This is a genomic window from Ruegeria sp. C6 (assembly GCF_056537625.1).
On the sequence record NZ_JBQFRW010000001.1, the window covers coordinates 370,304 to 396,811 of the forward strand.

The 26,508-nt window shown below is 54.7% G+C and carries 25 protein-coding genes and 1 pseudogene; 17 read left to right on the forward strand and 9 right to left on the reverse strand.

Translation table 11 applies throughout. The features are described 5' to 3' along the window. Positions 1-2 precede the first annotated feature (2 nt). The 11 genes from ACR0MJ_RS01845 to ACR0MJ_RS01895 all read left to right on the forward strand — a co-directional run bounded on the left by ACR0MJ_RS01845 (position 3) and on the right by ACR0MJ_RS01895 (position 12,171). A complete protein-coding gene (locus tag ACR0MJ_RS01845) occupies positions 3-1,526 on the forward strand; it encodes an aldehyde dehydrogenase family protein (protein ID WP_480758734.1) in 1,524 nt (507 codons plus the stop codon). A gap of 68 nt (positions 1,527-1,594) precedes the next feature. After that, positions 1,595-2,833, forward strand: a complete 1,239-nt coding sequence (locus ACR0MJ_RS01850) for an ABC transporter substrate-binding protein (protein WP_170512117.1) — start codon at positions 1,595-1,597, stop codon at positions 2,831-2,833. A gap of 101 nt (positions 2,834-2,934) precedes the next feature. Beyond that, on the forward strand, positions 2,935-3,828 hold the full coding sequence (locus tag ACR0MJ_RS01855; RefSeq protein ID WP_170511643.1) for a carbohydrate ABC transporter permease: 894 nt from the start codon (positions 2,935-2,937) through the stop codon (positions 3,826-3,828). Beyond that, positions 3,828-4,709, forward strand: a complete 882-nt coding sequence (locus tag ACR0MJ_RS01860; protein WP_068340098.1) for a carbohydrate ABC transporter permease — start codon at positions 3,828-3,830, stop codon at positions 4,707-4,709. Before ACR0MJ_RS01855 ends, ACR0MJ_RS01860 begins: the two co-directional genes overlap by 1 nt. Before the next feature lie 6 nt (positions 4,710-4,715). Continuing rightward, complete coding sequence (locus ACR0MJ_RS01865; RefSeq protein ID WP_480758737.1) at positions 4,716-5,828, forward strand: ABC transporter ATP-binding protein; 1,113 nt, start codon at positions 4,716-4,718, stop codon at positions 5,826-5,828. Next, positions 5,825-7,315: a GMC oxidoreductase gene (locus tag ACR0MJ_RS01870; RefSeq protein ID WP_480758739.1), complete on the forward strand. Its 1,491-nt coding sequence runs from the start codon at positions 5,825-5,827 to the stop codon at positions 7,313-7,315. Before ACR0MJ_RS01865 ends, ACR0MJ_RS01870 begins: the two co-directional genes overlap by 4 nt. After that, positions 7,312-8,070, forward strand: coding sequence for a 3-ketoacyl-ACP reductase (locus tag ACR0MJ_RS01875; RefSeq protein ID WP_170424024.1), 759 nt, complete (start codon positions 7,312-7,314; stop codon positions 8,068-8,070). Before ACR0MJ_RS01870 ends, ACR0MJ_RS01875 begins: the two co-directional genes overlap by 4 nt. Positions 8,071-8,086: 16 nt before the next feature. Then, on the forward strand, positions 8,087-9,673 hold the full coding sequence (locus ACR0MJ_RS01880) for a GMC family oxidoreductase (RefSeq protein WP_480758743.1): 1,587 nt from the start codon (positions 8,087-8,089) through the stop codon (positions 9,671-9,673). A 2-nt stretch (positions 9,674-9,675) separates the two neighbouring features. Continuing rightward, on the forward strand, positions 9,676-9,984 hold the full coding sequence (locus ACR0MJ_RS01885; RefSeq protein ID WP_170424020.1) for a Dabb family protein: 309 nt from the start codon (positions 9,676-9,678) through the stop codon (positions 9,982-9,984). Between the two features lie 4 nt (positions 9,985-9,988). Beyond that, the gene (locus ACR0MJ_RS01890; RefSeq protein WP_480758745.1) at positions 9,989-11,158 is read left to right on the forward strand and encodes a dihydrodipicolinate synthase family protein; all 1,170 of its coding nucleotides are present in this window, start codon (positions 9,989-9,991) and stop codon (positions 11,156-11,158) included. Positions 11,159-11,163: 5 nt separating this feature from the next. After that, on the forward strand, positions 11,164-12,171 hold the full coding sequence (locus ACR0MJ_RS01895; RefSeq protein WP_480758746.1) for a LacI family DNA-binding transcriptional regulator: 1,008 nt from the start codon (positions 11,164-11,166) through the stop codon (positions 12,169-12,171). Between the two features lie 311 nt (positions 12,172-12,482). Here ACR0MJ_RS01895 and ACR0MJ_RS01900 read toward each other — a convergent pair whose 3' ends face one another. Then, positions 12,483-13,550: a hypothetical protein gene (locus ACR0MJ_RS01900; protein WP_170402967.1), complete on the reverse strand. Its 1,068-nt coding sequence runs from the start codon at positions 13,548-13,550 to the stop codon at positions 12,483-12,485. Between ACR0MJ_RS01900 and ACR0MJ_RS01905 the strand changes: the two are divergent. Continuing rightward, positions 13,477-14,184 (forward strand): annotated as a pseudogene (locus ACR0MJ_RS01905) (IS6 family transposase). The gene ACR0MJ_RS01900 and the pseudogene ACR0MJ_RS01905 overlap by 74 nt on opposite strands. Positions 14,185-14,451: 267 nt before the next feature. On the opposite strand, the gene ACR0MJ_RS01910 reads toward ACR0MJ_RS01905, so the two are convergent. Continuing rightward, positions 14,452-17,100, reverse strand: coding sequence for an AsmA family protein (locus tag ACR0MJ_RS01910; protein WP_480758749.1), 2,649 nt, complete (start codon positions 17,098-17,100; stop codon positions 14,452-14,454). A gap of 423 nt (positions 17,101-17,523) precedes the next feature. On the opposite strand from ACR0MJ_RS01910, the gene ACR0MJ_RS01915 reads away from it, so the two are divergent. From ACR0MJ_RS01915 to ACR0MJ_RS01930, 4 genes are all read left to right on the forward strand, one after another. Continuing rightward, entirely contained in the window at positions 17,524-17,793 is a 270-nt protein-coding gene (locus ACR0MJ_RS01915) for a potassium channel family protein (RefSeq protein ID WP_480439390.1), read from the forward strand. A 180-nt stretch (positions 17,794-17,973) separates the two neighbouring features. Then, positions 17,974-19,053, forward strand: coding sequence for an AI-2E family transporter (locus tag ACR0MJ_RS01920; protein ID WP_170511664.1), 1,080 nt, complete (start codon positions 17,974-17,976; stop codon positions 19,051-19,053). Continuing rightward, positions 19,050-20,114: an HlyD family secretion protein gene (locus ACR0MJ_RS01925; RefSeq protein ID WP_170597638.1), complete on the forward strand. Its 1,065-nt coding sequence runs from the start codon at positions 19,050-19,052 to the stop codon at positions 20,112-20,114. Before ACR0MJ_RS01920 ends, ACR0MJ_RS01925 begins: the two co-directional genes overlap by 4 nt. Next, a complete protein-coding gene (locus tag ACR0MJ_RS01930; protein WP_480758754.1) occupies positions 20,104-21,114 on the forward strand; it encodes a DUF2955 domain-containing protein in 1,011 nt (336 codons plus the stop codon). Before ACR0MJ_RS01925 ends, ACR0MJ_RS01930 begins: the two co-directional genes overlap by 11 nt. A gap of 196 nt (positions 21,115-21,310) precedes the next feature. On the opposite strand, the gene ACR0MJ_RS01935 is transcribed toward ACR0MJ_RS01930, so the two are convergent. Continuing rightward, entirely contained in the window at positions 21,311-21,628 is a 318-nt protein-coding gene (locus tag ACR0MJ_RS01935) for a hypothetical protein (RefSeq protein ID WP_480758758.1), read from the reverse strand. 131 nt (positions 21,629-21,759) lie between these two features. Here ACR0MJ_RS01935 and ACR0MJ_RS01940 point away from each other — a divergent pair, with 131 nt between their 5' ends. After that, complete coding sequence (locus ACR0MJ_RS01940; protein ID WP_480760263.1) at positions 21,760-21,864, forward strand: CGNR zinc finger domain-containing protein; 105 nt, start codon at positions 21,760-21,762, stop codon at positions 21,862-21,864. Between the two features lie 3 nt (positions 21,865-21,867). Here ACR0MJ_RS01940 and ACR0MJ_RS01945 read toward each other — a convergent pair whose 3' ends face one another. The 6 genes from ACR0MJ_RS01945 to ACR0MJ_RS01970 all read right to left on the reverse strand — a co-directional run bounded on the left by ACR0MJ_RS01945 (position 21,868) and on the right by ACR0MJ_RS01970 (position 26,436). After that, positions 21,868-22,725 (reverse strand): SDR family oxidoreductase, encoded by an 858-nt coding sequence (locus ACR0MJ_RS01945; RefSeq protein WP_480758762.1) that lies wholly within the window; start codon positions 22,723-22,725, stop codon positions 21,868-21,870. A 63-nt stretch (positions 22,726-22,788) separates the two neighbouring features. After that, positions 22,789-23,352: a TetR/AcrR family transcriptional regulator gene (locus ACR0MJ_RS01950; protein WP_480758765.1), complete on the reverse strand. Its 564-nt coding sequence runs from the start codon at positions 23,350-23,352 to the stop codon at positions 22,789-22,791. Between the two features lie 6 nt (positions 23,353-23,358). Next, positions 23,359-24,420, reverse strand: coding sequence for a flavin monoamine oxidase family protein (locus tag ACR0MJ_RS01955; RefSeq protein WP_480758768.1), 1,062 nt, complete (start codon positions 24,418-24,420; stop codon positions 23,359-23,361). A 3-nt stretch (positions 24,421-24,423) separates the two neighbouring features. Further along, positions 24,424-25,107 carry an SDR family NAD(P)-dependent oxidoreductase gene (locus tag ACR0MJ_RS01960; protein WP_480758770.1) on the reverse strand — a complete coding sequence of 228 codons (684 nt, stop codon included), beginning with the start codon at positions 25,105-25,107 and terminating at the stop codon, positions 24,424-24,426. 3 nt (positions 25,108-25,110) lie between these two features. After that, entirely contained in the window at positions 25,111-25,779 is a 669-nt protein-coding gene (locus ACR0MJ_RS01965; RefSeq protein ID WP_480754297.1) for a cupin domain-containing protein, read from the reverse strand. Positions 25,780-25,815: 36 nt separating this feature from the next. Further along, positions 25,816-26,436 carry a glutathione S-transferase family protein gene (locus ACR0MJ_RS01970; RefSeq protein ID WP_480758774.1) on the reverse strand — a complete coding sequence of 207 codons (621 nt, stop codon included), beginning with the start codon at positions 26,434-26,436 and terminating at the stop codon, positions 25,816-25,818. Positions 26,437-26,508 lie beyond the last annotated feature (72 nt).

Below are 26,508 nucleotides of genomic sequence, written 5' to 3' on the forward strand. Positions count from 1 at the left end.
ATATGAAAGATATCACCATCAACCCTGCCATCCCGTTCGAGTTGCCGCCGTTGTTCGAAGGTCGGCATCTCATCGATGGCAGGTGGCAGAATAGCGCGTCTGGTGAGACGTTCGAACGGCGCTCGCCCTCGCACGGGCACATCGTCAGCCGTTCGGCCTTGGGTGGCGAGGCTGAAGCCGAGGCCGCGATCCAGGCGGCGCGCAAGGTGTTCGACAACGGTGATTGGAGCCGGGCATCAGGCAAAGAACGGGCCACCGTTTTGCTGAAGGTTGCCGACCTGATTGAGCAGAATGTCGACCGGATCGCACTGATCGAAACGCTGGAAAGCGGTAAGCCGATCAGCCAATCCAAGGGCGAGGTCGGCGGTGCAGCAGACCTTTGGCGCTATGCGGCCTCATTGGCACGCAGCACACACGGCGACAGCCACAACACTCTTGGCGCAGACATGATGGGTGTCGTGCTGAAGGAACCCATCGGTGTCGTGTCCATCATTACGCCGTGGAACTTCCCCTTCTGGATTCTCAGTCAGAAGCTGCCCTTCGCGTTGGCGGCTGGTTGCACCGTTGTTGTGAAGCCGTCTGAGATGACACCGTCGACAACCTTGATGCTGGGCGAGTTGCTGGTCGAAGCTGGATTGCCCGCCGGTGTATGCAATATCGTTCTGGGCTACGGAGTTCCCGTTGGCAGTGTGATGTCGAGCCATGACAGCGTGGACATGATCAGCTTTACGGGCTCAACGGCTGTGGGCAAGACGATCAGCGCAGTAGCATCGGATACACTCAAGAAAGTCGCGCTTGAGCTTGGGGGCAAGAACCCTCAGGTCATCTTTCCCGACGCCGATCTAAATGCAGCCGCTGATGCGGTTGTGTTTGGTGTCTATTTCAATGTTGGCCAGTGCTGCAATTCAAGCAGTCGCATCATTGTGCACGAAGACATAGCCGACGATTTCCGTGAGCGTGTCGTTGCCCTGTCGCGCAAAGTCAAATTCGGCGATCCTCTGGACCAGACGACGCAGGTTGGTGCTATCGTAACGTCCGAGCACAACTCAAAAATCGACGCGTACGTCAAGCAGGCGCAGGCTTCGGGTGCAACTATTGATCTGGGTGGTGAGCCGCTGGAGGTCGAAGGCTTGGGCGCTCAGTTCTACCAGCCGACGGTGATTTCTGATGTCTCGCCCGACATGCCAATAGCCCGGGATGAGGTATTCGGACCAGTTCTGTCTGTTTTGACGTTCAAAACACTGGACGAAGCAATCGCGCTAACCAATGATAGCGCTTACGGTCTGTCGGCAGGGGTCTGGAGCGAAAACGTTCACACCTGCCTCGAATTCGCCCGTCGTGCAGAAACGGGAACGGTCTGGACCAACACCTGGATGGACGGGTTCCCCGAGGTTGCATTCGGTGGGTTCAAGCAATCCGGGCAGGGGCGGGAAATCGGACGTTACGGGTTCGAGGAATTCTTCGAAGTGAAATCAGTGGTCATGCGCATCGGCAACAACCGAGCGCCATGGGTTCCGCAAGACTAAAGCCGGGCACCGGATTGGTCCCGAATAAGAAGAACGCATTAAGGGAGGAAACAAGAATGCGTAAATTTATGAAGACAAAATCGCTGTTTGTAGCCGGTCTACTGTGCACAACCAGCCTTGCGCATGCTGAAGACGTGGAAGTTTTGCACTGGTGGACTTCAGGTGGTGAGGCCGCAGCGTTGAATGTTCTCAAGGACGACCTGTCCGGGCAAGGAATCGGCTGGACCGACATGCCAGTAGCGGGCGGTGGTGGTGAGCAGGCGATGACCGTTCTGCGGGCGCGCGTCACTGCTGGCAACGCACCAACAGCCGTTCAGGCCCTGGGCTTTGACATTATCGATTGGGCCAATCAGGGTGCGCTGGCCGATCTGAACGAAGTGGCCGCCAAGGAAGGTTGGGATGATGTCGTTCCAGATGCTCTGAAAGCCTTTGCCAAGCATGACGGCAAGTGGGTCTCGGCACCAGTCAATGTGCACTCCACTAACTGGGTCTGGGCCAACAAAGCGGTGCTGGACGCTAACGGCCTTGCACAGCCCACCAACTGGGACGAATTCGTCGCAGCGGTTGAGGCATTGAAAGCCGCCGGAGTCACTCCGATCGCGCATGGTGGTCAAGCCTGGCAGGATGCGACCATTTTCGATGCGGTGGCGATGTCGACACTTGGACCCGATGGCTACAAAGCAGCCTTCGTTGACTTGGACGAGGAAACACTTGGCGGCGACGCCATGAAAGAAGCGTTCGACCGTATGGCATTCATTCGCGACAACGTGGATGAGAATTTCTCGGGCCGAGACTGGAACCTGGCGACAGCGATGGTCATCAACGGTGAAGCCGGTTTCCAGATGATGGGGGATTGGGCCAAGGGCGAGTTCCTGAACGCGGGCAAAGTGCCGGGTGAGGATTTCCTGTGCTTCCGCTTCCCGGGTACTCAGGATCAGGTCACCTTCAATGCTGACCAGTTCATGATGTTCGATCAGGGCGGTTCGGTATCGGCTGAACAGGCCGCTCTGGCCAGCGCGATCCTGTCGCCATCCTTCCAGATTGCCTTCAACAAGGTGAAGGGCTCTGTCCCGGCTCGTACTGACGTGGACGGTAGTGATCTGGATGCTTGTGGCCAACAGGGCATGAAGGATCTGGCAGCAGCGGCTTCGTCGGGTAACTTGTTTGGCTCGATGGCGCACGGCCATGCCGCGCCGGCATCGGTGAAGAACGCGGTTTATGACGTCGTCACAGCCCATTTCAACGGTGAGTATGACAGCGAGACAGCTGTAGTCGAACTGGTCGACGCAGTTTCGATCGCCAAGTGATCTTAACGTGATCCTCCCGATGGGGCGGCAGGTTGGCCGCCCTGTCACCAAGTGGGCGCATTCGCTCCGACCTACAACTACTCGAACGAGGAGGGCGCGCCATGGCTGGTTCAGCCGACGCGGATTTCAAGACACGCCTTCAGAACTGGATTCCCAAGCTAGTCCTGTCTCCATCGATCGCGATGATGACGGTCTTTGTCTACGGTTTCATTCTGTTTTCGGTCTACCTGTCCTTTACTGACAGCCGCATTCTGCCGACCTTTGGTTGGGTCGGGTGGGAAAACTACGACAAGCTGTGGCGGCTGAGCCATTGGGAAACATCACTGATCAATATGGGCATCTACGCCAGCCTGTATATCGTGATCTGCACATGCTTTGGGCTGGGTCTTGCAATTTTCCTCGACCAAAAAATCCGCGGTGAGGGGCTGCTGCGCCCGATCTACCTGTACCCGATGGCGCTGAGCTTCATCGTCACCGGCACCGCGTGGAAATGGTTTCTGGATCCCGGCATCGGCTTGGAAAACGTGATGCACACATGGGGTTGGACCAGTTTTGAATTCGACTGGATTAAGAATCGCGACTACGCCATCTACACAGTTGTTCTAGCAGCCGTCTGGCAGACGAGCGGCTTCGTGATGGCAATGTTTCTGGCTGGCCTGCGTGGGATCGACAATGAAATTCTGCGGGCTGCGCAGATGGACGGCGCGTCGAACTGGAACCTCTATCGCCGGATCATTATCCCGCAACTACGACCAGCCTTCTTGTCGGCCTTCGTGATCCTCAGCCATCTGGCGATCAAGACCTTTGACCTTGTCATCGCCCTGACCGGGGGTGGCCCCGGTCGCGCCACAGAACTACCCGCGACCTTCATGTATTCTTACACGTTCACGCGAAACCAGATGGGGATCGGTGCGGCCTCGGCCACGATCATGCTGATGACCATTGCCGCGATCATGATCCCGTATCTTTACGCCGAATTGCGGGAGAAACGCTGATGTCTCAAGCTACTCAGGATACCGCAATCCGAACGGGCCGCGTTACGCGCACGTTGATATATCTGGTGCTGCTTCTGTTCGGTCTGTTCTACCTGCTGCCGCTTTATGTCATGCTGGTGAACTCGGTGAAGCCATTGGAAGAGATCACCGGCGGCGGCATGATGAACCTGCCGCAGGTATTCACGATTGAGCCGTGGCTCAAGGCGTGGTCTTCGGCGCAGATCGGCGTCGATCCGACAGGGCTGAAGCCCTACTTCTGGAACTCGATCAAGATGGTGGTTCCGGCGGTGATCGTCTCGACCATTCTTGGGGCGTTGAACGGCTATGTGCTGACCAAATGGCGCTTCAAGTACGACACCATCTTATTCGGTCTGATGCTGTTCGCCTGTTTCATCCCTTTCCAGATCGTGCTGATCCCGATGGCGCGGATGCTGGGTATCATCGGGCTGGCAGGTACCACGTGGGGTCTTGCGCTGGTACACGTGGTCTATGGGATCGGCTTCACTACGCTGTACTTTCGCAACTACTATGCCGTGTTCCCGACCGAGCTGATCCGTGCGGCGCAGATTGATGGCGCCGGGTTCTTCCAGATTTTCTGGCGCATTCTTCTGCCCAGTTCCGGGCCGATCGCCGTGGTTTCGATCATCTGGCAGTTCACCAACATCTGGAATGACTTTCTGTTCGGCGCGTCCTTTGCCGATGCCAACAGCCAACCGATGACGGTGGCACTGAACAATCTGGTGCAGTCATCAACCGGTGTGAAGGAATACAACGTTCATTTTGCAGGCGCCATTCTGGCGGCCATGCCAACTCTGCTCGTCTACATCGTGGCCGGTCGATACTTCGTCCGCGGCCTGATGGCGGGTTCGGTGAAAGGATAAGACCTCATGGGTTTTCTAGACATAGACAACGCGACCAAATCCTACGGGGCGGTCGAGGTTCTGCACAAAGTCGACATCTCGGTGCAGGAAGGAGAGTTCCTGGTTCTGGTCGGCCCCTCGGGCTGTGGCAAATCCACTCTGCTGAACATGATCGCGGGGCTGGAAGAGATCACCAGCGGCGAAATCCGCATCAAGGATCAGGTGATGAACGGGGTGCACCCGTCCAACCGCAACATTGCCATGGTTTTCCAAAGCTATGCTTTGTATCCTAATATGACGGTCGGGCAGAACATCACTTTCGGTCTTGAGATGCATGGTGTGCCCAAGCCTGAACGCGACAAAGCGATGCAAGAAGTTGCCAAGCTCTTACAGATCGAGCAGTTGCTGGATCGTAAGCCCGGTCAGTTGTCGGGCGGTCAGCGCCAGCGGGTTGCAATGGGTCGCGCGTTAGTACGGAACCCTGATGTCTTTCTGTTCGATGAACCGCTCTCGAACCTAGATGCCAAGCTACGTGTCGACATGCGGACCGAGATCAAGAAGCTGCATCAGAACCTCGGGACCACCATCGTCTATGTGACGCATGACCAGATCGAGGCGATGACGCTTTCAAGCCGGATCGCCGTGATGAACGGCGGTTATGTCCAACAGCTGGGTACGCCGCAGGAAATCTATGACACGCCTGCGAATATCTTCGTTGCAACATTCATGGGCTCGCCTGCGATGAACGTGGTACCGGCCAAGGTTACGGTTTTGAATGGCCACCCTCATGCAGAGGTCGCCGTTCACGACGGATCTATGGCGCAACTTCCGTTCAGCCAGGACAACTTGGCCGCATGGGATGGGCGCGAGATCTTGTTGGGAATCCGCCCAGAGACTATCACCGATATGGACGGTGCGGATCGAAAGTCGTCGAACATCGCGCAGATGACCAACCGTATCGTGGTGACGGAGCCCGCTGGATCGGACACCTTTGTCTCGATGCAATTGGGCGGACGAGATGTGATCGCGCGTATGCGTTCGGATGCCGAAGTGGCACCGGGTCAAGATTTCAACTTTGCAGTGAACATGGAAAAGGCCGTGGCTTTTGATCCCGAAAGCGAGATGCGGATCCTTCCATGAATCGAGCTGACGTCATAATCATTGGGTCGGGTATCGGGGGGGCAACGCTGGCTGCGGCGTTGGCTCCGTCCGGTCGTCGCATTCTGATCCTTGAACGAGGAAAGCGGTTGCAGCCTTCACCGCAGGATCGAGACCCAAAAGCGATCTTTGCCAATGGGCACTTTCGCCCCGATGAAACATGGCTGGATGGAGCAGGCAAACCTTTTGACCCCGGAAACTACTACTGCGTTGGTGGAAATTCTAAGTTCTACGGCGCAGCTTTGATACGCTATCGGAAAGAGGATTTTGAGCCGCGTCAGCACATGGGTGGTTACTCGCACGGCTGGCCCATGCCCTATGAAGAGCTTGAGGCGGATTACACCACCGCGGAACAGCTTTACGACGCACGTGGGACCACCAAAGAGGACCCCACCGAACCGCCGCACAGTAGGGGTTACCCGCACCCACCTGTGCCGGATGAGGTTGATATTGCAGACCTGAGGAACCGGCTAAGCCACGCAGGCCTGACGCCATCCTCAGTGCCGTTGGGCGTGGATATTGAAACCTGGTTGCGGGCTGGGCAAACAACTTGGGATGCGTTTCCCAATACATGCGGCGGCAAAATGGACGCCGAAACCTGTGCCCTCGCCGAGGCATTGAAGCATGGGAATGTCGAGCTTTTAACTGACGCGCGTGTCCGAAAATTGAAGGCTGATGCCATTGGTCGTGTCACAAGTGTCGAAGTTGATGGCCACGGTACCCTGCATGCGCCGGTCATCGTGCTTGCAGCAGGTGCGGTACAGTCCTCGGCACTGTTGCTGCAGTCCGCGAACGACAATTGTCCAACCGGTCTTGCCAATCGGTCCGATCAGGTCGGACGGAACTTTATGAACCACAATTGTTCGGCGGTGCTGGCCCTTCATCCGCTGCGTCGAAATAGGGCGGTCTATCAGAAAACGTTGATGTTTAACGACTATTACAACAGCGACGGGCAGGGTGGTTTGCCATTGGGCAATATTCAGATGCTGGGAAAGATCACCGGGTCGATCCTTTCGTCGCAAACCAGCCTGCCGGGGCCAATTGCAGCGCTAATCGCCAATCGCAGCTTTGATTTCTATGCCATGTCCGAAGACCTGCCGAACCCAGACAGCCGGGTGACGGTCGAAGGAGACCAAATCACGCTGGACTGGAAACGCTCGAATTGGGCGGCGCACGAGGCCTTGGTTGCGCGGCTAAAGGCGCATCTGAAGCAGGCGGGGTTTCCTGTGGTACTGTCGCGACCATTTGATCGGCGCACTCCGTCGCATCAATGCGGCACAGCGCGGATGGGTAATGACCCGGCAAGCAGTGTCGTCGACACGTTCTGCCGCAGCCACGACCACAAGAACCTGTTCATCGTCGACGCGTCAGTTCTTCCGACATCTGCGGCAGTGAATCCGGCTCTCACAATAGCCGCACTCGCGCTCCGGGCAGGTCGTCACATTATTGAAACGGAGTTCGCCGCATGACCGGAACAGCATTGGTGACCGGAGGACAACAGGGCATTGGACTCGGGGTGGCGCGCGCCTTGATCGCCGCAGGGTACAAGGTCGCAATAGCCTCTCGCTCGGCGCCCTACAAACCGGTCGTTGAGGCGACTTTGGCAGAGCTTGGCCCAAGCGCAATTTATGTGCAGCACGACGTGTCCGACATTGATCACATTCCGGAGCTACTGGATCAGATCGAAGCCGATTTGGGCCCGATCACCGCGTTTATAAACAACGCAGGCGTAGGGGCGCCAGTGCGTGGTGACATGCTGGACCTGAAGCCCGAGAATTGGGATTTCGTCCAGAACATCAACCTGCGTGGCGCGTTTTTTCTGGCGCAAGAGGTGGCCCGGCGCATGTTGGAGCAGCCGCAAGATACCTATCGTTCGATCACCTTTGTCACCTCTGTCAGCGCGACAATGGTATCGATCGAACGCGCCGAGTACTGCGTGTCCAAGGCGGCCGCAGCGATGATGGCTCAGTTGTTCGCAGTACGCTTGGCCCCCGAAGGCATCGGTGTCTTTGAGCTGCGACCGGGCATCATCGCGACCGAGATGACGGCGGGCGTGCGCGACAAGTATACCGACCGTATCGAGGGCGGTCTTGTTCCCGCGGCACGCTGGGGTGAGCCCGAGGATATTGGGTCCGTTGTCGTGCCACTGGTTCAGGGGCACATGCACTTTGCAAACGGCGCCGCCATCCCGGTGGATGGTGGCTTGTCGATTTCACGTCTGTAAGTCAGGGCACACGAGAATGTCTGAAGGATATGATTTCATTGTCGTTGGGGGAGGCTCGGCAGGCTCGGTGATCGCTGCGCGTCTTTCCGAAGAACCATCGACGCGTGTGCTGTTGCTAGAGGCTGGCTCCACCGACCGTCACCCGTTCTTTCACCTGCCAGCCGGGTTTGCGAAGATGACCAAGGGTATCGGCAGCTGGGGCTGGTCCACGGTTCCGCAAAAGCACATGCAGAACAAGGTCTTCAACTACACCCAGGCCAAGGTGATCGGCGGAGGGTCTGCAATTAACGCGCAAATCTACACGCGGGGTGCAGCTCAGGACTACGATGACTGGAGACAGATGGGGTGCGAGGGGTGGAGTTATGCCGACGTGCTGCCCTATTTCAAAAAGTCCGAAGACAACGACACCTACGACGACGAATTTCACGGCAAGGGCGGACCGCTGGGCGTGTCCATGCCCGCAGCCCCTTTGCCAATCTGCGATGCCTACATCAAGGCCGCTGGGGAAGTGGGGATTCCTGAAACACGCGATGTGAATGGGGCCAAACAAGATGGAGCGGGGTACTATCAGCTGACCCAGCGCAATGCGCGACGATCCTCTGCTGCGATGGCGTTTATCGCGCCGAACCGCAGCCGCCCGAACCTGACAGTGCGCACTGGCGCACAGGCCCGCCGCATTATGGTGGACAAGGGCAGGGCGACTGGTGTCGAGATGATGAACGGGGACAAGATCTCCGCCGCGAAAGAAGTCATTCTGTCCTCAGGTGCTATCGGTTCGCCGCGCTTGTTGCAACTGTCGGGAATTGGCCCGGCGGATCATTTGGACAGCCTTGGCATCGACGCAGTTTTTCATCAGCCGCAGGTGGGCGCGAATTTGCAGGACCATCTGGATTTGTATTCCATCTGCGAAGTGACCGGCCCGCACACCTACGACCGTTTTGCTAAGCTGCACCTTTCAGCTTTTGCAGGCCTGCAATACCTTTTCACCCGCAAGGGACCGGTCGCGTCCAGCCTGTTCGAAACGGGTGGGTTCTGGTACGCAGACCCGGATGCGCGTTCGCCGGACCTTCAGATGCATCTAGGGCTTGGTACCGGCATTGAGGCAGGGGTCGAGGCGATGCCCAACGGTGGGGTTACACTGAACGCCTGTTTTCTGCGACCCAGGTCACGCGGATCCGTCCGATTGCAAAGCTCGGACCCTGCGATGATGCCGCTGATAGATCCCAACTATCTGGCGGATCCCTACGATCGCGAGATGTCCACTCGGGGCCTGAAGCTGGTGCAGAACATCCTCGCTCAGGATGCGTTGAAGCCGTACATCTTGGCAGAACGTTTGCCGGGCCCGGACGTGCGGACCGAGCAGGAGTATTTCGATTATATCTGTGTACACTCCAAAACATCGCACCACTGCGCTGGTACCTGTCGTATGGGCAGCGATGCCGAAGCCGTTCTGGACCCGCGCCTGCGGTTCAATGGGATCGAAGGGCTTCGCGTCGCGGATGCGTCGATTATGCCGACGGTCAATTCATCGAACACCAATGCACCTACAATCATGATCGGAGAAAAAGCTTCCGACATGATCAAACAAGATCAGGGTTTCTAAAAATGATCCGCCATATCGTACTGACCAAATTCCGCGCCGACGTGACCGAGGAGACTATCGGAGCCATCTACAAAGGTCTCGAGGACGTGTCCAAGGCCCTTCCCGGGGCCAGCGGGTTTACCGGGGGCCGCAGTGAGAGCCCCGAGCAGATCGAACGCGGATACATGCATGGGTTCGTGATCGACTTCAACGATTGGGGCGTGCTGGAGGCCTATCAGAACAACGAAACGCACAAAGCGCTGGGCGCGCAACTGGTCGAGAACGCCGTGGGTGGCATCGACGGCATTCTGGTTCTGGATTTGGAGGTTTGAGACAGTGAAATTGATTTTGCCAAACCCTGAGGGGCAGCTGGAACCCTATGCGCTGACCGGAACGCCGTTAGTACCGCGCAAGCCGCAGGTGCCTCTGACGCGCACGGCGTTTGCAGCGGCGCATGTGGTCTCGGACCCGCTGACGGAACGCGACCCCTGGGATGGCCGTCCGGCGGTGGATTGGGACGCAACGTTGCGTTTCCGACAAGGGCTCTGGGATCAGGGGCTGGGTCTGGCCGAGGCGATGGACACTGCTCAGCGGGGGATGGGCGTCGATTGGGCGACTGCGTTGGAGCTGATTCAGCGCACCATGGCGGCAGCAAAGGCGCACCCAATGTCACCCCGCGTGGCCTGTGGGGCAGGGACAGACCACCTGCCGCTGAGCGCATTGAACACCGCTGGCGAAATCCTGTCGGCTTACGAACATCAGGCCGAAGCGATTGAGGCTGCCGGTGGCCAATTGATCCTGATGGCCTCGCGCGCTTTCCCGGCGATCAACGCTGGCCCCGATACCTATCATGACGTCTATCGCGCGTTGATCGATGGCGCGGCTCAGCCGGTGATCCTGCATTGGCTGGGCGACATGTTCGACCCCGCTCTGACTGGCTATTGGGGTAGTTCGGACGTAGACACCGCCAGCAATTTCGTCCTGTCTTTGATCAATGAGAATCCGGCCAAAGTGGACGGGATCAAAATTTCTCTGTTGGATCAAGCGCACGAAGAAGCCTTCCGGGCGCGGCTGCCTGAAGGCGTGCGTCTGTACACCGGCGATGACTTTAACTATGCGGACCTAATTGCCGGGGATGGCACACATTTTTCCCATGCACTACTTGGAATTTTTGCCGCTATTGCCCCCGCCGCCAGTCAGGCGCTTGAAGCGCTGGCGATGGGAAACATGGATCTCTACAACGCGTTGTTCGCTCCGACCGTTCCCCTCAGCCGAGAGATATTCAAGGCTCCGACCCGGTTCTACAAAGGAGGGATCGCATATCTGGCGTGGCTAAACGGGTCGCAGTCTCATTTCATCATGCCGGGCGGGTTCCAATCCAGCCGCGATATCTGCCACTTCGCGCAAGTCTTCAAACTTGCGGATCAGGCCGGTTTGCTCTCGGACCCGGAACTGGCTAAAGCACGGATGACCACGCTTCTCAGCCTGCATGGAGTTGAACAATAGCCTGAATGCGCAGACCCACGATCATAGATGTCGCCAACTCGGCGGGTGTTTCCAAATCGACTGTAAGCCTAGTGCTGCAGGGTAGTCCGCAGGTGAAGCAGGATACGCGCAAGCTGGTTCATGCTGCGATGAAAGAAATTGGGTATGTCTACAACCGGTCGGCGGCAAATCTGCGATCCACGGGAACGGCGCTTATTGGTTTGGTAATCAACGACCTGACCAACCCATTTTTCACTGAGTTTGCGACTTCCTTGCAGATGGCACTGGGGTCGCGAGGCTATGCAGTCGTTGTGGCCAATACAAACGAAGACCCCGAGCTTCAGGACCAGGTGGTGGGCGCGATGCTGGAGCATGGGGTTTCCGCCTTGATCCTATCGCCTGCTTATGGCGATGTCTCTAACACCTTGTCCGCGGTCGAGCGAGCCGGCATCCCTTTGATGCAGGTCTTGCGGCAAGTTGACAGCGAAACGGCCAGATTCCCCTTTATCGCCCCCGATTATTCAGAGGGTGGGCGCGCGGCGACGCAGTACCTGATCGACACAGGCGCGAGGAACATCGCCTTTATCGGAGGCCTGGATGGCGCTGAAGTCACTCAGGAAAGACTGTCTGGCTACATTGGTGCAATGAAGCGCAATGGCTTGCAGCCTATTGTGAAGACAGGGAAATCCAGTCGGTCATTTGGGCATGAAGCAACGATCAGCCTTTTCAAGGAGCATCCGGAGTGCGACGCGGCAGTTTGCTTTAATGACCTTGTTGCTTTCGGGATGATTAATGCCTGCCATGAAACTCAGGTTAAGATTGGCACGGAGTTTCAGATCGTTGGTTTCGACGACATCAAGGAAGCCTCGGAATGCTGGCCAGCACTGTCGACGGTACACTGCGGCGTCTCTGAGTTTGGCGAACAAGTGGCGGACACTGTATTGCTATGGCTGCAGGATGGAGTTACGCCGGCACAACATGCTCGCACCTCCACGCGCTTGGTTTTGAGGCAAACCACGAAAGACAAAGAATAACCAAAGGCAATACAGGCCATTGTTACGTGGCGCCTTGTTCTAAAAGTGTTGGAAGGGTCTGGTTCGTCAAAAAATTGCTTCAAATGCGCATGGATCATGCCGATAAAGTCATTTGAATTCCGCTCTGGTCCGAAAAGCAGTACTGGGTTCTGAGGTGGTTGCAAACTGGCCAGACAAAAGCCCCCACAATCCCGCAGGGGCTTTCACGCTTTGTATCATCAATTCGCTTATGGCTTTGTCGGTCAGTTAGCCGTTCGCTGGGCTGACCCAAAAACGGTTTGTTTGCGCACAATGCCGTCATTTGCCTTAGGCTAGCATTGAACCTGGGGGATGTGCTCGACCCTGGATGAACCAACGGTGATCATTCGCACAACCTTGTCACAAGGGTCAAACAGCACGTACAGATCTGCATTTCCACCTAGATAAAGCGCTTCCAGCGGTCCGAAATTTTCGTTTATGTCGGTCACCATTATAGGCAGTGCAGAAAGGTCGAGGACTTTTGGGGCAAGAAACCCGTGCAGCCCGTCCTGGCGAAGATCTGGTCCCAACAGGAAGACTTCAGCGCTCAATACGAGCAACAGGACCAAGAACAGCATTCCATCTATAACCAGCGCTTTCCCGATGTTTTGCTTAGATGGGCGCAACAATTCGGGAAGGTAATCTTCCAATAAAAACAGGTTTGCGAGCATTACCAGCGCGACGACTGCGCCCAAGATGATCGTAAGAATTCTGCCGCCAGAAAAGTCTAGTGGAACAGTGATTGCCAGAACGATCGCCGCGACGGCAACCCATTGGACTCGCTCGTTGGCAATGATAACTCCAAGCGTAGTTTTCCCAATTCTTACGGGTTTGATTTTCTTGCCTAGCATCCGAAGTCTGGGGCGGCCGTTTGCCCATGACTTCAATGCCCCGCGCCAGTTTTCTACAAAGTGAAGTGGACCCAGAAACCCCAAAGGCACAAGAAACGTCAGAACAAGCTCTGCTACACGGGTGCTCGCATCCACGCCGATATCCACCACGCGAACGCCAATCTGCCCCCAGTATTCTCGCAACAGAAAACCGGTAACCGCGGCAATAAGGCCTGCTGCCGGAATTAACCCTAGCAGTACCTGGAACATAAAGTTCAGTATCTTCTTGGCTGAAGCAGCGAGTTCAGGCGCGGTAGCTTTGAGCACACCGATAGTGGTGTCGACCGGAAAGTAAGACTTCCCCTGTAGCACTTCGGAAATCGCCTCTTGAACCTCTGCGGGTCTTGTCAGAAGAACTTTGCTTGAGCGGGGCAGGGTGGTTGCGTAGCGTTTCAAGATGATCAAACCGGCCGCTTTCAAATACTTCAAAACCAGTCCAGAGATCATCCGCCTTGCGGTGATGTTGTACATCCGTTTCCCGCTCTCGCTTCGGAATGTCGAAGATCTGTTGCACGAGCGAGGCATCGACGTGAGCCACGAGACCGTCAGATATTGGTGGAACAGGTTCGGGCCGGTGTTTGCTGTTGAGATCCGAAAAAAGCGTATTCAGCAACTGCGCGTGTTCTCCAAATGGAAGTGGCACGTGTATGAGGTTTTCGTGAAGGTGAATGGCAAGAGACACTACCTTTGGCGGGCCGTTGATCACGAAGGTGAAGTGCTGGAAGCAGTTGTTACCAAACGCCGAAACAAAGCTGCAGCACTGAAATTCCTCAAGAAATTTTTGAAGCGGCACGGTTGCGCCGAAGAGATCGTCACAGATCGCTTCGCTTCCTACAAGGCTGCGCTCAGAGAAATGGGCGCGCTCGAAAAATAACAGACGGGCAGGTGGCTCAACAACCGCGTCGAGAATTCGCACCTGCCGTTTCGACGACGCGAACGCGCGATGCTGCGTTTCAGGCGCATGCGAAGTTTACAGAATTTCGCCTCCGTCTATTCCTCAGTCTACAACCACTTCAACCAGGAAAGATCACTAGCCAGCCGAGACACCTTCAAGCTGATCCTCACCGACGCTCTTAGCGAGTGGCGTCAACTTTGTTCCGGATAGGTTTGCGGTTTTCGCGGCAAACTGAGATTGGTTCGAATTAGTCTGACAGCACTATTGATTTTACTTTAGCTGCCATTTCAATAGTGCACACGTTTTTCCATTTGCGTCTCAAAGTCCTTCCATCATGTCGGCTGAACTCTAAGAGAGTTTCCATTCGCCTAAAGTGTGGAATATTTCGAGAGAAAACCCAAAGCAAAGATCGCATCCAGAAAGCGATGTCATTCCTTTTGAACTTTATTTGTGTTCTTATATCGACTGCCTTCGCCACTACTGCAGTTGTAGAATATCCGGAACGCAAAGTTTTCTTTTTGCCGGCATTTTGTCCGCACCATCCGATCGTTTCAGTCGCTTGGGACCGTCTTTGACCTTGATCTTCGGCTTTGCTAGTGGGCCCTTCAAGGTCACGGGCCAGGGACTCTTCGAAAGCGGTTCGCCAATCTTGCGGGGCTGCAGATTTAGGTCCAAAACCTTCCCCGCCACATTAACACCGCCAAAGACGACAACTTGGACATGATCTGTTTCCAATGTGGTTTGTTTCGTCGAAATACTTCCATTTGAAATACTAATCGGTGCACGCAAACATACGATCGGAGCAATCTTTTGTTTCTCTTTGGTAAACACCCAAGGTAGTATCCCTAGCCCTGCCAGATCCAAAAGCTGGGTCTCGATCGAGCCGTCACGCATTGAGACCGTGGCATTGCCGTTCATGCTGTTGGCAAAATGCTTAGGTGAATCGGTTCCGCCGGTCACCGAAAAATCTGCATAGATGGTACCGCTTGCGCCCTTTTTGAAGTTCAGGTTGTGAAGAATTTCATCCAGCTGCCAGCCGCCTGCTGTGCCGGTCAGCGTGAGCAGATGCGCGTCGTTCGATAGATCCATTTGTCCGCTGACATCGAAATGAGCACCTCCGTATTCAAAATTCAAAGGTCCGGCCTTGAGTTCATTTTCGTTGAGCGTCAGTTCACTCTGCAAACTGCTTATGCCTTTGGCACCCTCTATGTGCCGAAGGTCAACGTCGACATCCATATCCACACCGGACAAGAGAATTGAACGCCCAATAGGTTTAAGCGTTACATCTGTTAGAGGACTAGTGTCGCCGGATTCTTCAATGAAGTCTTCCTCGTCGGGGTCTAGACCGCCTATTTTCCTCAATTGTGCAGCGGCCTGAACGATGGTTCGGATCTGATCTATCTTTATCAAGTCACTCTCTATGGAACCCTGCAGTACAGGATCACTCGTTGCATCATCAAGATCGGCCATAATTTGCAGGACAGAGTCGGCAACCTTGACTTTGGCATTCGCATCCCAATCGGTTCCTTCGCTGGCAAGGCCAATTTCAAAGATAGCCTGTCCAGTTTCCACCCGTTCAAGCGATAGGGCTTCTAACAGGTCCGCTCCGGAGGGGACTTCTACTTGAATTGCCAAGTCCAGGTTCTCGAATTTGAGCACATTTTTGACAGAGCCATGCACCTCAAGGTTCCAAAGTTCCGTTTCGCTTGTCTGGCCATCCAAATTTGTCAGCGAAAGCTGATTGATGTCGCCGTTCAAATGAAAGTTACCAGAAAATCGACCAAGTTGATCATCCGGTCCCAGAAGCTCTGATGAGATCAAGCTGCTTGCGGGTATATCCATTAACCCGTCGGCCGATATGCCTTGTAATTGCAACGCGTCTTCGACCGAACCGTCCAAAATGATAAATGGATCAGCAGGGTTCCCAATTCTCAAATTGATGTTTCCAACACTCAAGGCGCCTTCGGGTGTTCTGGAAAGCTCGGAAAACTTAATCGGGGGCGGCCCTTCACCAGAGGTATCCAATGTGAACCCGTTGGTTTCAATGACCATTTGCCGCTGCGGGACCTGCCCGGGTACGCTATCGATAACCATGTCAACTGCTATTAGTTTTAGATCATACCGCGACGCGGCTGGGGCGGGTTCAGCATCTTCAGGGTACAACCGAATGCGGGTTGTCAGGGATACGTCTTCTGGGTTTCCCAACTCTCCGATTTGTCCCGTCAGCGAAAGGCTTTGCCCACCATCCAATTCAGTCAATACAGCCAGGTCATCAATCCGGGCTACGCCGTCGACTGATTTGAATGTTGCACCAATGCTTCCTGAACCCTCCAGAACGCGATTGAGTTTCAGGATATCAAGAAGCTGACCAAGTTCGGCAACCTCTATGGTCGTATTCACTTGTAGCCCGTTCTCTTCAGGGACTTCTTCGGCGGCAATCGCAATCTGTTCGAAGTTCACTGCGACCTGAAACGGGTCGTCCGCGGGAATGCTCGCGTTCAGATCAAACTTCTCTCCATTTAGTGAACCAGCCCCAACCGCGGTCGCAACGTCGGTTTCCGTATCACGCTTTAAAAACAGCTCAGGAAGCTGCAGATCCAGCACAAGCCCGTTTAGATCGTTCTGGTAAAGAACGGCAACATCGGTCAGGTCAATTTTTTGGTCCGTTAGAATTCCAGCCACAGACAGGTTTGCAGGTTTGGCCGGATCCCCGGCTTTAGCGCCCGTTTGGGAAGCGGACTGCCAGTTTCCGACACCGTCTTTGTCCGTGATCAAGTTGAGGTGAACACCCGAGATAGAAAGCTCACTCAGCGACAATTTGCTGTTCCAAAGGTCGCGGGCAGAAATATTGAACTCAAGTTTGTCGATTGCCGCCAGATTCGCTTTAGTCTTGATCGCGCCGGGTAGTACCAATCCCGCTGCGGATACCTGCAGTTGCCGACCAAGGCCTAGACGCACTTCATCTTCTATTAACACGTCCTGACCAAGTTTCTTCGAGATCAGGTTTTCAACAAAAGTGGTTCTGACAGAAGAAAACAACGCAGAGGACAGGAAAAGCCATGCCACAACAACCGCGACGAACGCGACAGCGCAACAAACCATTACACCTCTTGTGATGAACCGCACGCTTTTCTCCTAAGGTTCTGATTCCTTTCTTGGGCAGACTAGACCATTAAAGCATCATGTTAATGGAATATGTGGCTTCTTATTTTGCTGAACCCTAAATGACCTTGACCATTTAGCCGACTTCTCTTGCGGAATTGGTCGGGCGGCCAAGAAACGGTTAAAGGACTAAATTTAGGATGTGCTGCTGATCCAGTTTCAAAATAGCTGGCTTGAAACGCGTTTAACGTTTCATAAACGAGCACATTGCATTAGCTTTGACGACTGCGCCTGGACGCCCCAATTAAACTAGACGCGGTTAAAATGCTTCAATTTCCCACATCCATCTAATTACTGTTATATGTGAATTCTTCAAACGACGGGGACACAATGAATTCGCTAACTAGAATAACACGTGGGATAGGCGTCGCTTTCAAGGACGGTAGAGTGAAAGGCCTTCTTGCCTTCACAGTCGGAATGATTTTATGGGCCTCGGTCTTCTACCACTTTGTCGAAGGTTGGAGTTGGCTAGACTCGATCTACTTTTCCGTAGTGACAATTTCGACCGTAGGGTTCGGTGACTTCTCACCTGAAACTGCGGCGGGGAAAATCTTCACAATGGTGTATATCATTGTAGGCTTGGGTGTTTTCGTGACTGCGGCGACCACAGTGGCAGATACAATCTTGTCCCAAGACGACGAAAAAACGGACAAATAGATTATCCCAAATTAAGGCAATTTGAGTTCATGCGCAGGTATCAGTGCGACCGCGCATCTGAAGCCGTGCCTCGGATTCACTCGTACCTTCAAACTGATAGATGATCGCCGAAAACTCAAAAAATATACATATTACGTTTTTTGAGTGTATTGTTTGGAAAACAGATAGTGGAGGGATGGAATGGAAAAGACCCAGGACGCGAAGATTGTCGACCTCGCGATACGATTGCTCTTTCTCGGATTATTCCTCTACAGCGCCCTGGTCATGGTGGCTCCGCTTGCAAGTGTGGTTATCTGGGCAACGATACTCTGCGTCGCGCTCTACCCGGCATTTGATTGGCTGCAATCCAAGCTGGGAGGACGTAAGAAGCTTGCCACAACAATTATCGTTCTGTTGGGCCTTGTTCTGACCCTGGGGCCAGTCGCAACTGCGGTGTCTGGTGCTGCAGAACTAGGGTCTGAATTCGCGGAACAAGCAGACAAGGGTGAATTGAAAATCCCCCCTGCGCCCGAGGGCCTCAAGGAATTGCCGTTGGTTGGAAATAAAATCTCCGATGTCTGGGGAATGTTTGAGCGCAATCTTGACGGCGCGCTTGCAAAATACGGCGCGCAAATCCTTGAGATCACCAAATCGCTCTTCGGAAAGGTGTTGGGCATTGGTATCGGGCTTCTTGGCTTAGCTCTGTCCGTATTGATTATGGGGGCATTGTTCAGCCCGGGGCCAAATTTGGTCCAGGGTCTTCAGCGCTTTGCCAACCGTGTCTTTGCACCACGCGGCGGTGAATTCGTGACACTGGCAGGCGCAACGATCCGGAACGTTACAAAAGGCGTGATTGGCGTAGCAGCCATTCAGGCTGTTTTCGTTTGGATACTGCTGGCTTTGTTTGGGATTTCTTCGGCCGCCACACTGGCATTTGTCTGCCTCATACTCTCAATTATCCAAATCGGGCCCGGATTGGTTCTTATACCGGTAATTATCTACGCATGGAGCTCCATGTCTGGCGGAACTGCTTTGATCTTCACCATACTGGCCGTTCCAGTCATGATAATGGACAGTTTCCTAAGACCTGTGTTCATCTCAAAAGGCCTTGAGACTCCCATGTTGGTCATCCTCATCGGTGTTCTCGGAGGTATGATGGCCTACGGTTTGATCGGCGTCTTTATGGGGCCGGTTCTCTTTGCTGTCTTCTATGAGCTGTTCAAGGTTTGGATTGATGCGTCGCCCGAAGCCGATGACGCTGCTGAAGGTGCGTTGAAATGAGAAAGACAATATGGACAACCCTCGCTGTCATTCTGTTTTTTCTTGTTTGGTACTTGGTCGCTGATCGAAAAACGCCATTTACCGGGAACGCCAGAGTAAAAGCTGTGGCCACCCAAATCGTGCCTCAGGTGACCGGAACGGTAACGGAAGTTTTGGTAGAAAACGGCCAAGTCGTTTCGGCAGGTGATGTTCTGGTTCGAATAGATTCCAGACCCTACGAAATCGAGCGTTCAAAGGCGGAAGCTGATCTTGAAGCGGCAACCCAAGAGGTGGGTGCGTCTTCGGCAGAGGTAAGTGCGGCACAAGCCAAACTCGCAAGGGCGCAGAGCGATCTGGATACGATGCGCATTCAGACGGAACGTGTATTTGCGCTCGAAAAGAAAGGGTTGATTGCCGTCTCAAAGGCCGATGATGCACGAGGACAACTGGCAGAATCTGAGGCAAACTTTGAGAACGCAAAAGCTGATTTGGAAAAAGCGAAGCAAAGGCTTGGTGACGATGGGATTGAAAACCCGAAAATCCAGCGCGCACTGGCGGCCTTGGCGGATGCGGAATTGAACCTTGAATGGACCGAACTGCGTGCTCCGGCGACAGGTGTCATTTCTAATCTGCTGATTGCCCCCGGAACGTATGCGCGATCCGGTCAGGATCTTTTGACGTTTCTGGATGCAACCGACGTCTGGATAGAGGCGTATTTTACCGAAAACAATCTGGGAAGAGCTTCAATAGGGTCTCCGGTTGATGTGGTGTTGGATATGCATCCAGGTAAGATTGTTCCGGGCGTCATTGAGAGCTTTAGTGCTGCTGTTTCTTTGAGTGGCGGTGATGAGCCGGGGCAATTGGCGAGCCCGCCAAGCACCAAGGGATTTTTGCGGGAGCCTGAAAGGTTTCCGGTCAGGATTGTTTTACCCGGCTATGAAGCTGGAAGTGCCGAAGACGATCTTCGCTTTCAACTGAACGGGCAGGCCGATGTGATCATGTATCTAAGCGACAACTCGTTGCTGAACCTCGTGGGCCGCGCCTACATCCGCGTAGTTTCAATCTTCTCCTATGCGTACTGAGGATCAAAGCTCTGTCACCCGGCTTGCGCTGGGTGTTACGGGTGTCTTTGCATTGGGCCTATTTCTTGGATGGCCCCTTGCCGTTGTTGGGGCGGTGTTCACTGCCCTTTTCCTTCAAGCACCTGCGGCACTACCTATGGCAGCATTTGGTAAGCTGTTTGTCTTCTCGATTGGATTGATGTTCATTTCATTCCTTTTGTCGTCAATCTTCTCACCTTATCCTCTTGTGTTTCTCATTCTGGTGGCCATTGGAATAATCCTGTCTTTCATTTGGTCAGTTTCCGGTGCCGGAGTATTGCCGGGTGTCATCGCTCTCATGGGGGCGTTGATGATTCCGAATTTGGTGCTGCAATCACAGGATCTGGCTTTGGTGCTTGTGTATTGGATCCCGTTGAACCTGCTGTTTGCTGGCTTCGTATCGACGCTGATGTTCGTGTTGATACCCGCTGCACCTCAAACGGCACCTCAAAAGAAAGCGGCAACATCGCCGGACTTCGACTCACATCGCCGAATAGTCAGGATGTCTCTGGTCACAGTGCCCTTTGCTATGGCGTTCTTTATTTCCGGCGCTTCTGCTTTGTTGGTTCTGTTTTTTGTCGCCCTGCTGAGCCAGCAACTTGCGGCAATGCCTGCTGCAGGCAAAGCAGTTGCAAAAGCAATGCTGACGGCAAATCTACTTGGGGCGGCAGTCTCCATCATATGCTATGAAATAAACGTAATAGCTCCGGTTATTCTAACCCCCATTCTGCTGTGTTTTTTCTTTTGCCTAACACTCGGAGCACTTGGAAAGTCAAAAGTCCCGCTCGCCGCCGCCGCCGGTTCCGCTATTACAACAGCTCTGATTGTATATGGCGGTTCGGTTGCGCCGTTTTCAGACGAAGCTGACGTCAAGAGCATCACTCGCGTATTGCAAGTCGCCAGCGCCGCTTTCTTTGTAATTATCGCATATGTCGTGGTAGATGAATTCTGGCCAGAAAAAGAGCGCCAGGCGACTCCATGAAGTTAGTTGCGATAAAGCTTGGCGCTGAAACCAGCAGAGTTCCCAGTTTGATCGATTTTTGCAACCATCGCTCGAATTGCAGCGCCATAATAAACCGCGAACATTGCTGAAGCGGTTTTATGTCAAGCGATCTCTGGTTGAGCGATGGCCGTTCTGTAAAACGAATACGAAAGGCAGCCTCGCTGACGAAGCCGACCTAGGAAGCTGCTGCATCAATGTCCGCTTTTATTGTCGGCGGTGTAATCAATGCTGCTTCCAGCTCCACACTCAGACTCGCGGCCAAATCGAAATACTGTCGTCGCACGGTCTCGGCGTAGGGATTGGCCTTCTCAGTCGCTTCGAATACTTCTGGCGCATCGTTCTGAACCATGGAAATCGCCTCAGACAACAAGTCGAAGCTCTTCGTTGTCATGCGCGTCGGCAGCGGTCCCATTCTCAGCAGTACTTTGGCTATGAGGTGCGTGAGCCCCTGAACGACAGCAGTTTCTTTGTCATGTTCTTCTGGTGTCGTCATGATGACATTCAGACCCAGAGTCTTGCATAAAAAACACGGCCATTGCGCTGGTCGCGCAAAGCTTCGCGACTCTGCTTACAAAGACAGATCTGAAACGGATCAGGAAATGAGTACATGCTAAATACGTGTTGGTGTTTCGCGTCATCTCAAAGAGCGGACGTCGCCGGTGGTGTAGCATGGAAACCTGCGGCAACCGAAGCATGACTGCCACTTTCCGGGCAGCATCGCACAAATAGCTCTCAGCTTAGGAACTGCTCAATCACGGCTGCTTGTTGCTTTTTTCCATCCGGGTCTGCTTCGGTTTTCAGGCGAGTAAACGCCTCACCCCAGTTTGAAGTGCGAACGCGGATCGGCGGGTCTGAGGCTTCAATCACGCCCATGACAACTGATGCCACTTGTTCCGAAGTTTGATAGATATCGCTGCCATCCATTCGCGCCTGAGCGCCGCCAATATACTTCTGGAGAATAGGTAGATACTCATCCTCAAGCATCCCGCCCGTGGCCTCGACATGTTTCAGCACATTGGTCGCAAACTCGGATTGAATACCGCCCGGTTCAACTGTCGAGAAATGGATACCGAAATTGGGCGTGACGTAGCTGGCCAGAGCCTCAGTGTATCCCTCAACGGCGAACTTTGCGGCGCAGTAGATCTCGTTGAACGGCTGACCCACAAGGCCGCCTACGGATGAGATTGTGATAACATGGCCCGAGCGCGCTGCGCGCATGTGTGGCATCACCGCTTTTGTGCAGCGCACGACACCCATGAAATTCACATCCATGACCCAGGCGACGTCTTCTTCGCTGGCTTGTTCGGTTGTGCGAACAAATCCAGCACCCGCATTGTTGATCAGCTTATCGATCCGCCCCTCGTTCGCGATGATCTGATCGACTGCGGCGTTTACGCTGGCGCTGTTCTGCACGTCCAGCTCAAGCACGTTGAAATTGACGCCAGCGTCAGAGGCGGCCGCATCCAAGATGCCACGCTTGGCGAGGTTTCGCATAGTAGCGTAGACAGTATGGCCCGCTTGGGCTGCTTGTACGGCGATTTGAACACCAAGGCCGGTTGACGTGCCGGTGATCAGAATGACTTTGGGCATAATGGAAGCTCCGAATATCAAATGAATTGCTTGCGGCAACGATCCGATGTGTCGGGGCGAAGGTCAACAGCGGGACTTTAAAACGCCCAAAGCCTCATCGAAGGTATTCACATTCTCTTCTGCGCGCGCGGTCAGATGCGCGCCTTCCAAAAGGGCCAGTACCGCGCGGGACTCCGAGGTAGGATCGGTGATGCCGGTGATTGATTTGTCTTCTTGGCCAAGCTTCAGGATCTCTTCGATTTGGGTAACCATCATGGCGCGGAATTTTCTGATCTTTTGGATCACGTCATCCGAAAGGCTTTCACGGCTGCTGATGAGCGACACGCAGAGACACAAGGTTTTCCCGTCATTGAGTGCATCCCGGTAGAGGTCGATCAGGGCCAGCAATTGCTCGGCCCCGGTTTTGTGTTCTAACCGGATGCGGTTGCACTCTGCTTGCAGGGTCTCATGATAGCGACCCATGAGTGCCGCCGACAGCGCTGCTTTGGTCGGGAAATGATAGTGGATTGACGCCTTGCGAATACCCACCGCCTCTGCCAGATCGGCATAGCTGAACCCGTCAAACCCCCTCGCGCGCGCAGCGTGTTCGGCAACATCCAAAAGGGCAGTCTTGGTATCACTCGTCATACGTGCTCAAACCTTTTCCGTCATGATCAGGGCCAGCGCGTTTTCCGCAGACTCCAGGGCGCCTTCGATATAGCCCCCGAACTGTGGTGCAACTTCGGTCCCGCCAAAGATTAGTCGGCCATCCCACAGACGGGTCATCGCATGGGGCAGCCCGTATTGCGGATGAGCGTATAACGGCTGTTGATCCGCTTCGATAGAGGTGAACGGGTCAAAGGCCCAATCTTTAACAAAGAGTGTCTTTGGCTCCGCAGCTTCGGCGCCGAACAGCCTGGACAGTTGCTCTTTGAGCAACTGCCGCAGCCGTTCTTCGTTACTGCGGGTGCGCGGGGGTAAGCCGATAAAGCCGAACAACGCATAAGGTCCGCCCTCGGCAGGGGAGGCGTCGTGTATTTCCACCATCGGCCCCCTGCGGCTCATCGCGTCACCGGACAGCCCGGCCGTGCGCCAGAACGGGGTATCATAGACAGCGATGACTTTGGCCTGGCCGGCCATCCAAGTCGCCATCCCAGTCATTGCCGCTAAAGCTTCATCTGGTAAAGCAGGTGAGAACGCGATCTTGCTCGCCACGCGAGGAGGGAGGGCCAGTACGACTTCCTGAGCATGGATGACCTGCCCAGTTTGAGCGGTCGCGGTGATCCCAGACGCAGACTTCTCTAACCCGACGATAGGCGCGGATAAAATGAGCCGCTTCGGCGGTATCTCAGCGGCAAGCGCATCAGTGAGGGCGCCCAGACCACCTTTCAAGCGATAAGATCCTTGCATCGAGGCAAACCCGCGATCGCGCTCGACCTGACCGATCTCGTTTTCAAAGCTGAGAGCGCCTGTTGAATATTGCTCGAACCACTCCAGTCCGAGCCGCTTTATTAACGCTGCAATACGCGGCTGCCCGGGCCAGAACCAGGCGGGACCTATGTCGAAATACCCACCCTCCAGCCTTTCCGTCAAGATACGTCCGCCCGGACGACCCCGCGCTTCGACCAGCAGGTAGTCATGGTTTCGTGCCTGTAGCTGTCGCGCAAGGCAGAGGCCAGAAAGGCCTGCGCCAATGATCAGAGTTTGCGTCTGCATCGCTCAGAACCCCTCGGATGCCGGGCGCAGGTCCAGCTCATGGGTCCAGGTGGATTGCGGTTGATGGGCTAACTGCCAGTAGGCCTCGGCAATCTCGTCCGGTTTCATCATCTTCGACGGATCCAGCGAGTGCAAATCCCGCGAGCGGTGTGTATCGATGATCCCGTCCAAAACGACGTGCGAGATATGTACGCCAGCCGGTTGATATTCACGTGCCAGCGATTGTGTCAGCCCGCGCAGGGCGAACTTAGCCGACGCAAAAGCGGAAAACCGTGGGCCGCCGCGCAGCGACGCTGTGGCCCCCGAAACGATCAGCGCGCCACCACCGCTGCGCACCATCGGTTGCAGAACACATTGCCCCAGTAGAACCAAAGATTGCACCATTGATGTCCACGTTCTCTGATAGTCTTCCAATGGGATTTCGGGGAATGGCGCGATCACCAGCTCAGCCGTATTGTGCACCACGATCTTCGGCGGGCCATGCGTAGCGATCAATTCAGAAATCACTGGCGCAACCGCACTCGGATCGGACAGATTGACCTGATGAAATGGCGCGATCGTTTCCTGCGGCTGCGTCCGTCCAAGACCAATGGCCGTCATGCCACCTGCCTGAAACCGCGCGAGAAGGGACTGGCCAAGGCCAGCCCCCGCACCAGCGACAATCGCCAGAGGTTTCTTGCTACTCATGAATTAAACCACCGGTGGCTGTGCAAAGGGCAGGTGGCCAGTCTTCATCCAGACCTTCGCCCCGTCTGGGCCAGCCATAGCCGACAGCGCTTCACCCTCAGGCAGGCGTAGCCAGTCGTTCTTTTTCAGAACGTCACCGCCTGAGGTCAGCGATCCGCCAATCATTAACAGCTCGATACCACCCGGCGCATTCGAAGTAATCTCGGTGCCTGCATCAACATGGCTGTAAGTGACAACCTCGCGGTCATCCTTGTGCAGGGTCGCAGTGGCGACCCCGTTCACGGGTGCGGCCAGTTCGTCGGCCATGGTTTTGCGGAACTGATTGCGGTCCTCCATGTCGAACTGCCAGAGTTTGACGAAGATCGTGCAGCCGGGTTCTGAGCCGGGCGTGTGCTCGGTCGTTGGGGGATTGCGCACATAAGTGCCTTCGGGAAAATCGCCATGTTCATCCTGAAAGACGCCGTCCAAAACTATGAACTCTTCACCGCCTGTATGGGTGTGGGCCGAAAACTTGCTGCCTGGTGCATAGCGCACAATGGTGGTGGCGCGGGCGACTTCGCCACCAATTCGGTCCAGCATGCGCCGGTCCACACCCTTCATGGGCGAGGCCTGCCACTCAAGCTGATCAGAGTGAACAACGACACGCGAAGAGAAGTCCGAGTTGAGTTCCATAGGAGGGGTCCTTTCAACTTAAATGGCAGTTCTCGCTTAGCCGGCGATAGATGGACGGGCCGCCATCTTAGCACGCCAAGCTTGCAGGTTGGTCAGGGTTTCAGGAATTTCAACTTTGGCAAAATCGGCGAACGCCAATCCTGCAAAGGCGGTGATATCAGCCACCGAGAATGTGTCTCCAGCCAAGTATTCGTTTTCGGCCAATACCGCATCCAGATAGACCATAGTGTTTCCGGCAACCTCTTTCTGTTTGTTGCCCCATTCGGCGCATTGATAGGTTTCCAGTTCTGGGCCGAGGCCAGGTGTGGCATGGTGGAAGTAGGTGCCGACCGCATTCAACAGACCGTTTTCCGCGCGCAGATTCATCATCGAGATTCGGGCGCGCTCTTGCGCAGTCACGCCGGTCAATGATGGGCCATCGAAGGTTGCGTCGATATATTCAGTGATCGCGTTGCATTGAGCGATGTGCGATCCATCTTCCAGTTCCAAACAAGGCACTGCGGCATCGGGGTTTTTGGCTTTGAACTCAGGCGTGCGATGTTCGCCGCCCATCACATCCACAGGGATGAATTCAACTCTGTCTGACGCGCCTTTTTCAGCCAGCGCAATACGAACACGGGCAGGGTTCGGGAACCCTTCGACATCATATATCTTCATCTGAATACTTCCGTCGGGGTTTGTGCTTCATGAAAACTACCTATCAATAGGTAGATGTTATTACAAGCCTTT

Coding starts and splice junctions, on each gene's coding strand:
- ACR0MJ_RS01845 (WP_480758734.1), top strand. CDS start 3: ATGAAAGATATCACCATCAACCCTGCCATCCCGTTCGAGTTGCCGCCG.
- ACR0MJ_RS01850 (WP_170512117.1), top strand. CDS start 1,595: ATGAAGACAAAATCGCTGTTTGTAGCCGGTCTACTGTGCACAACCAGC.
- ACR0MJ_RS01855 (WP_170511643.1), top strand. CDS start 2,935: ATGGCTGGTTCAGCCGACGCGGATTTCAAGACACGCCTTCAGAACTGG.
- ACR0MJ_RS01860 (WP_068340098.1), top strand. CDS start 3,828: ATGTCTCAAGCTACTCAGGATACCGCAATCCGAACGGGCCGCGTTACG.
- ACR0MJ_RS01865 (WP_480758737.1), top strand. CDS start 4,716: ATGGGTTTTCTAGACATAGACAACGCGACCAAATCCTACGGGGCGGTC.
- ACR0MJ_RS01870 (WP_480758739.1), top strand. CDS start 5,825: ATGAATCGAGCTGACGTCATAATCATTGGGTCGGGTATCGGGGGGGCA.
- ACR0MJ_RS01875 (WP_170424024.1), top strand. CDS start 7,312: ATGACCGGAACAGCATTGGTGACCGGAGGACAACAGGGCATTGGACTC.
- ACR0MJ_RS01880 (WP_480758743.1), top strand. CDS start 8,087: ATGTCTGAAGGATATGATTTCATTGTCGTTGGGGGAGGCTCGGCAGGC.
- ACR0MJ_RS01885 (WP_170424020.1), top strand. CDS start 9,676: ATGATCCGCCATATCGTACTGACCAAATTCCGCGCCGACGTGACCGAG.
- ACR0MJ_RS01895 (WP_480758746.1), top strand. CDS start 11,164: ATGCGCAGACCCACGATCATAGATGTCGCCAACTCGGCGGGTGTTTCC.
- ACR0MJ_RS01900 (WP_170402967.1), bottom strand. CDS start 13,550: ATGTACAACATCACCGCAAGGCGGATGATCTCTGGACTGGTTTTGAAG.
- ACR0MJ_RS01920 (WP_170511664.1), top strand. CDS start 17,974: ATGGAAAAGACCCAGGACGCGAAGATTGTCGACCTCGCGATACGATTG.
- ACR0MJ_RS01925 (WP_170597638.1), top strand. CDS start 19,050: ATGAGAAAGACAATATGGACAACCCTCGCTGTCATTCTGTTTTTTCTT.
- ACR0MJ_RS01930 (WP_480758754.1), top strand. CDS start 20,104: ATGCGTACTGAGGATCAAAGCTCTGTCACCCGGCTTGCGCTGGGTGTT.
- ACR0MJ_RS01935 (WP_480758758.1), bottom strand. CDS start 21,628: ATGACGACACCAGAAGAACATGACAAAGAAACTGCTGTCGTTCAGGGG.
- ACR0MJ_RS01945 (WP_480758762.1), bottom strand. CDS start 22,725: ATGCCCAAAGTCATTCTGATCACCGGCACGTCAACCGGCCTTGGTGTT.
- ACR0MJ_RS01950 (WP_480758765.1), bottom strand. CDS start 23,352: ATGACGAGTGATACCAAGACTGCCCTTTTGGATGTTGCCGAACACGCT.
- ACR0MJ_RS01955 (WP_480758768.1), bottom strand. CDS start 24,420: ATGCAGACGCAAACTCTGATCATTGGCGCAGGCCTTTCTGGCCTCTGC.
- ACR0MJ_RS01960 (WP_480758770.1), bottom strand. CDS start 25,107: ATGAGTAGCAAGAAACCTCTGGCGATTGTCGCTGGTGCGGGGGCTGGC.
- ACR0MJ_RS01965 (WP_480754297.1), bottom strand. CDS start 25,779: ATGGAACTCAACTCGGACTTCTCTTCGCGTGTCGTTGTTCACTCTGAT.
- ACR0MJ_RS01970 (WP_480758774.1), bottom strand. CDS start 26,436: ATGAAGATATATGATGTCGAAGGGTTCCCGAACCCTGCCCGTGTTCGT.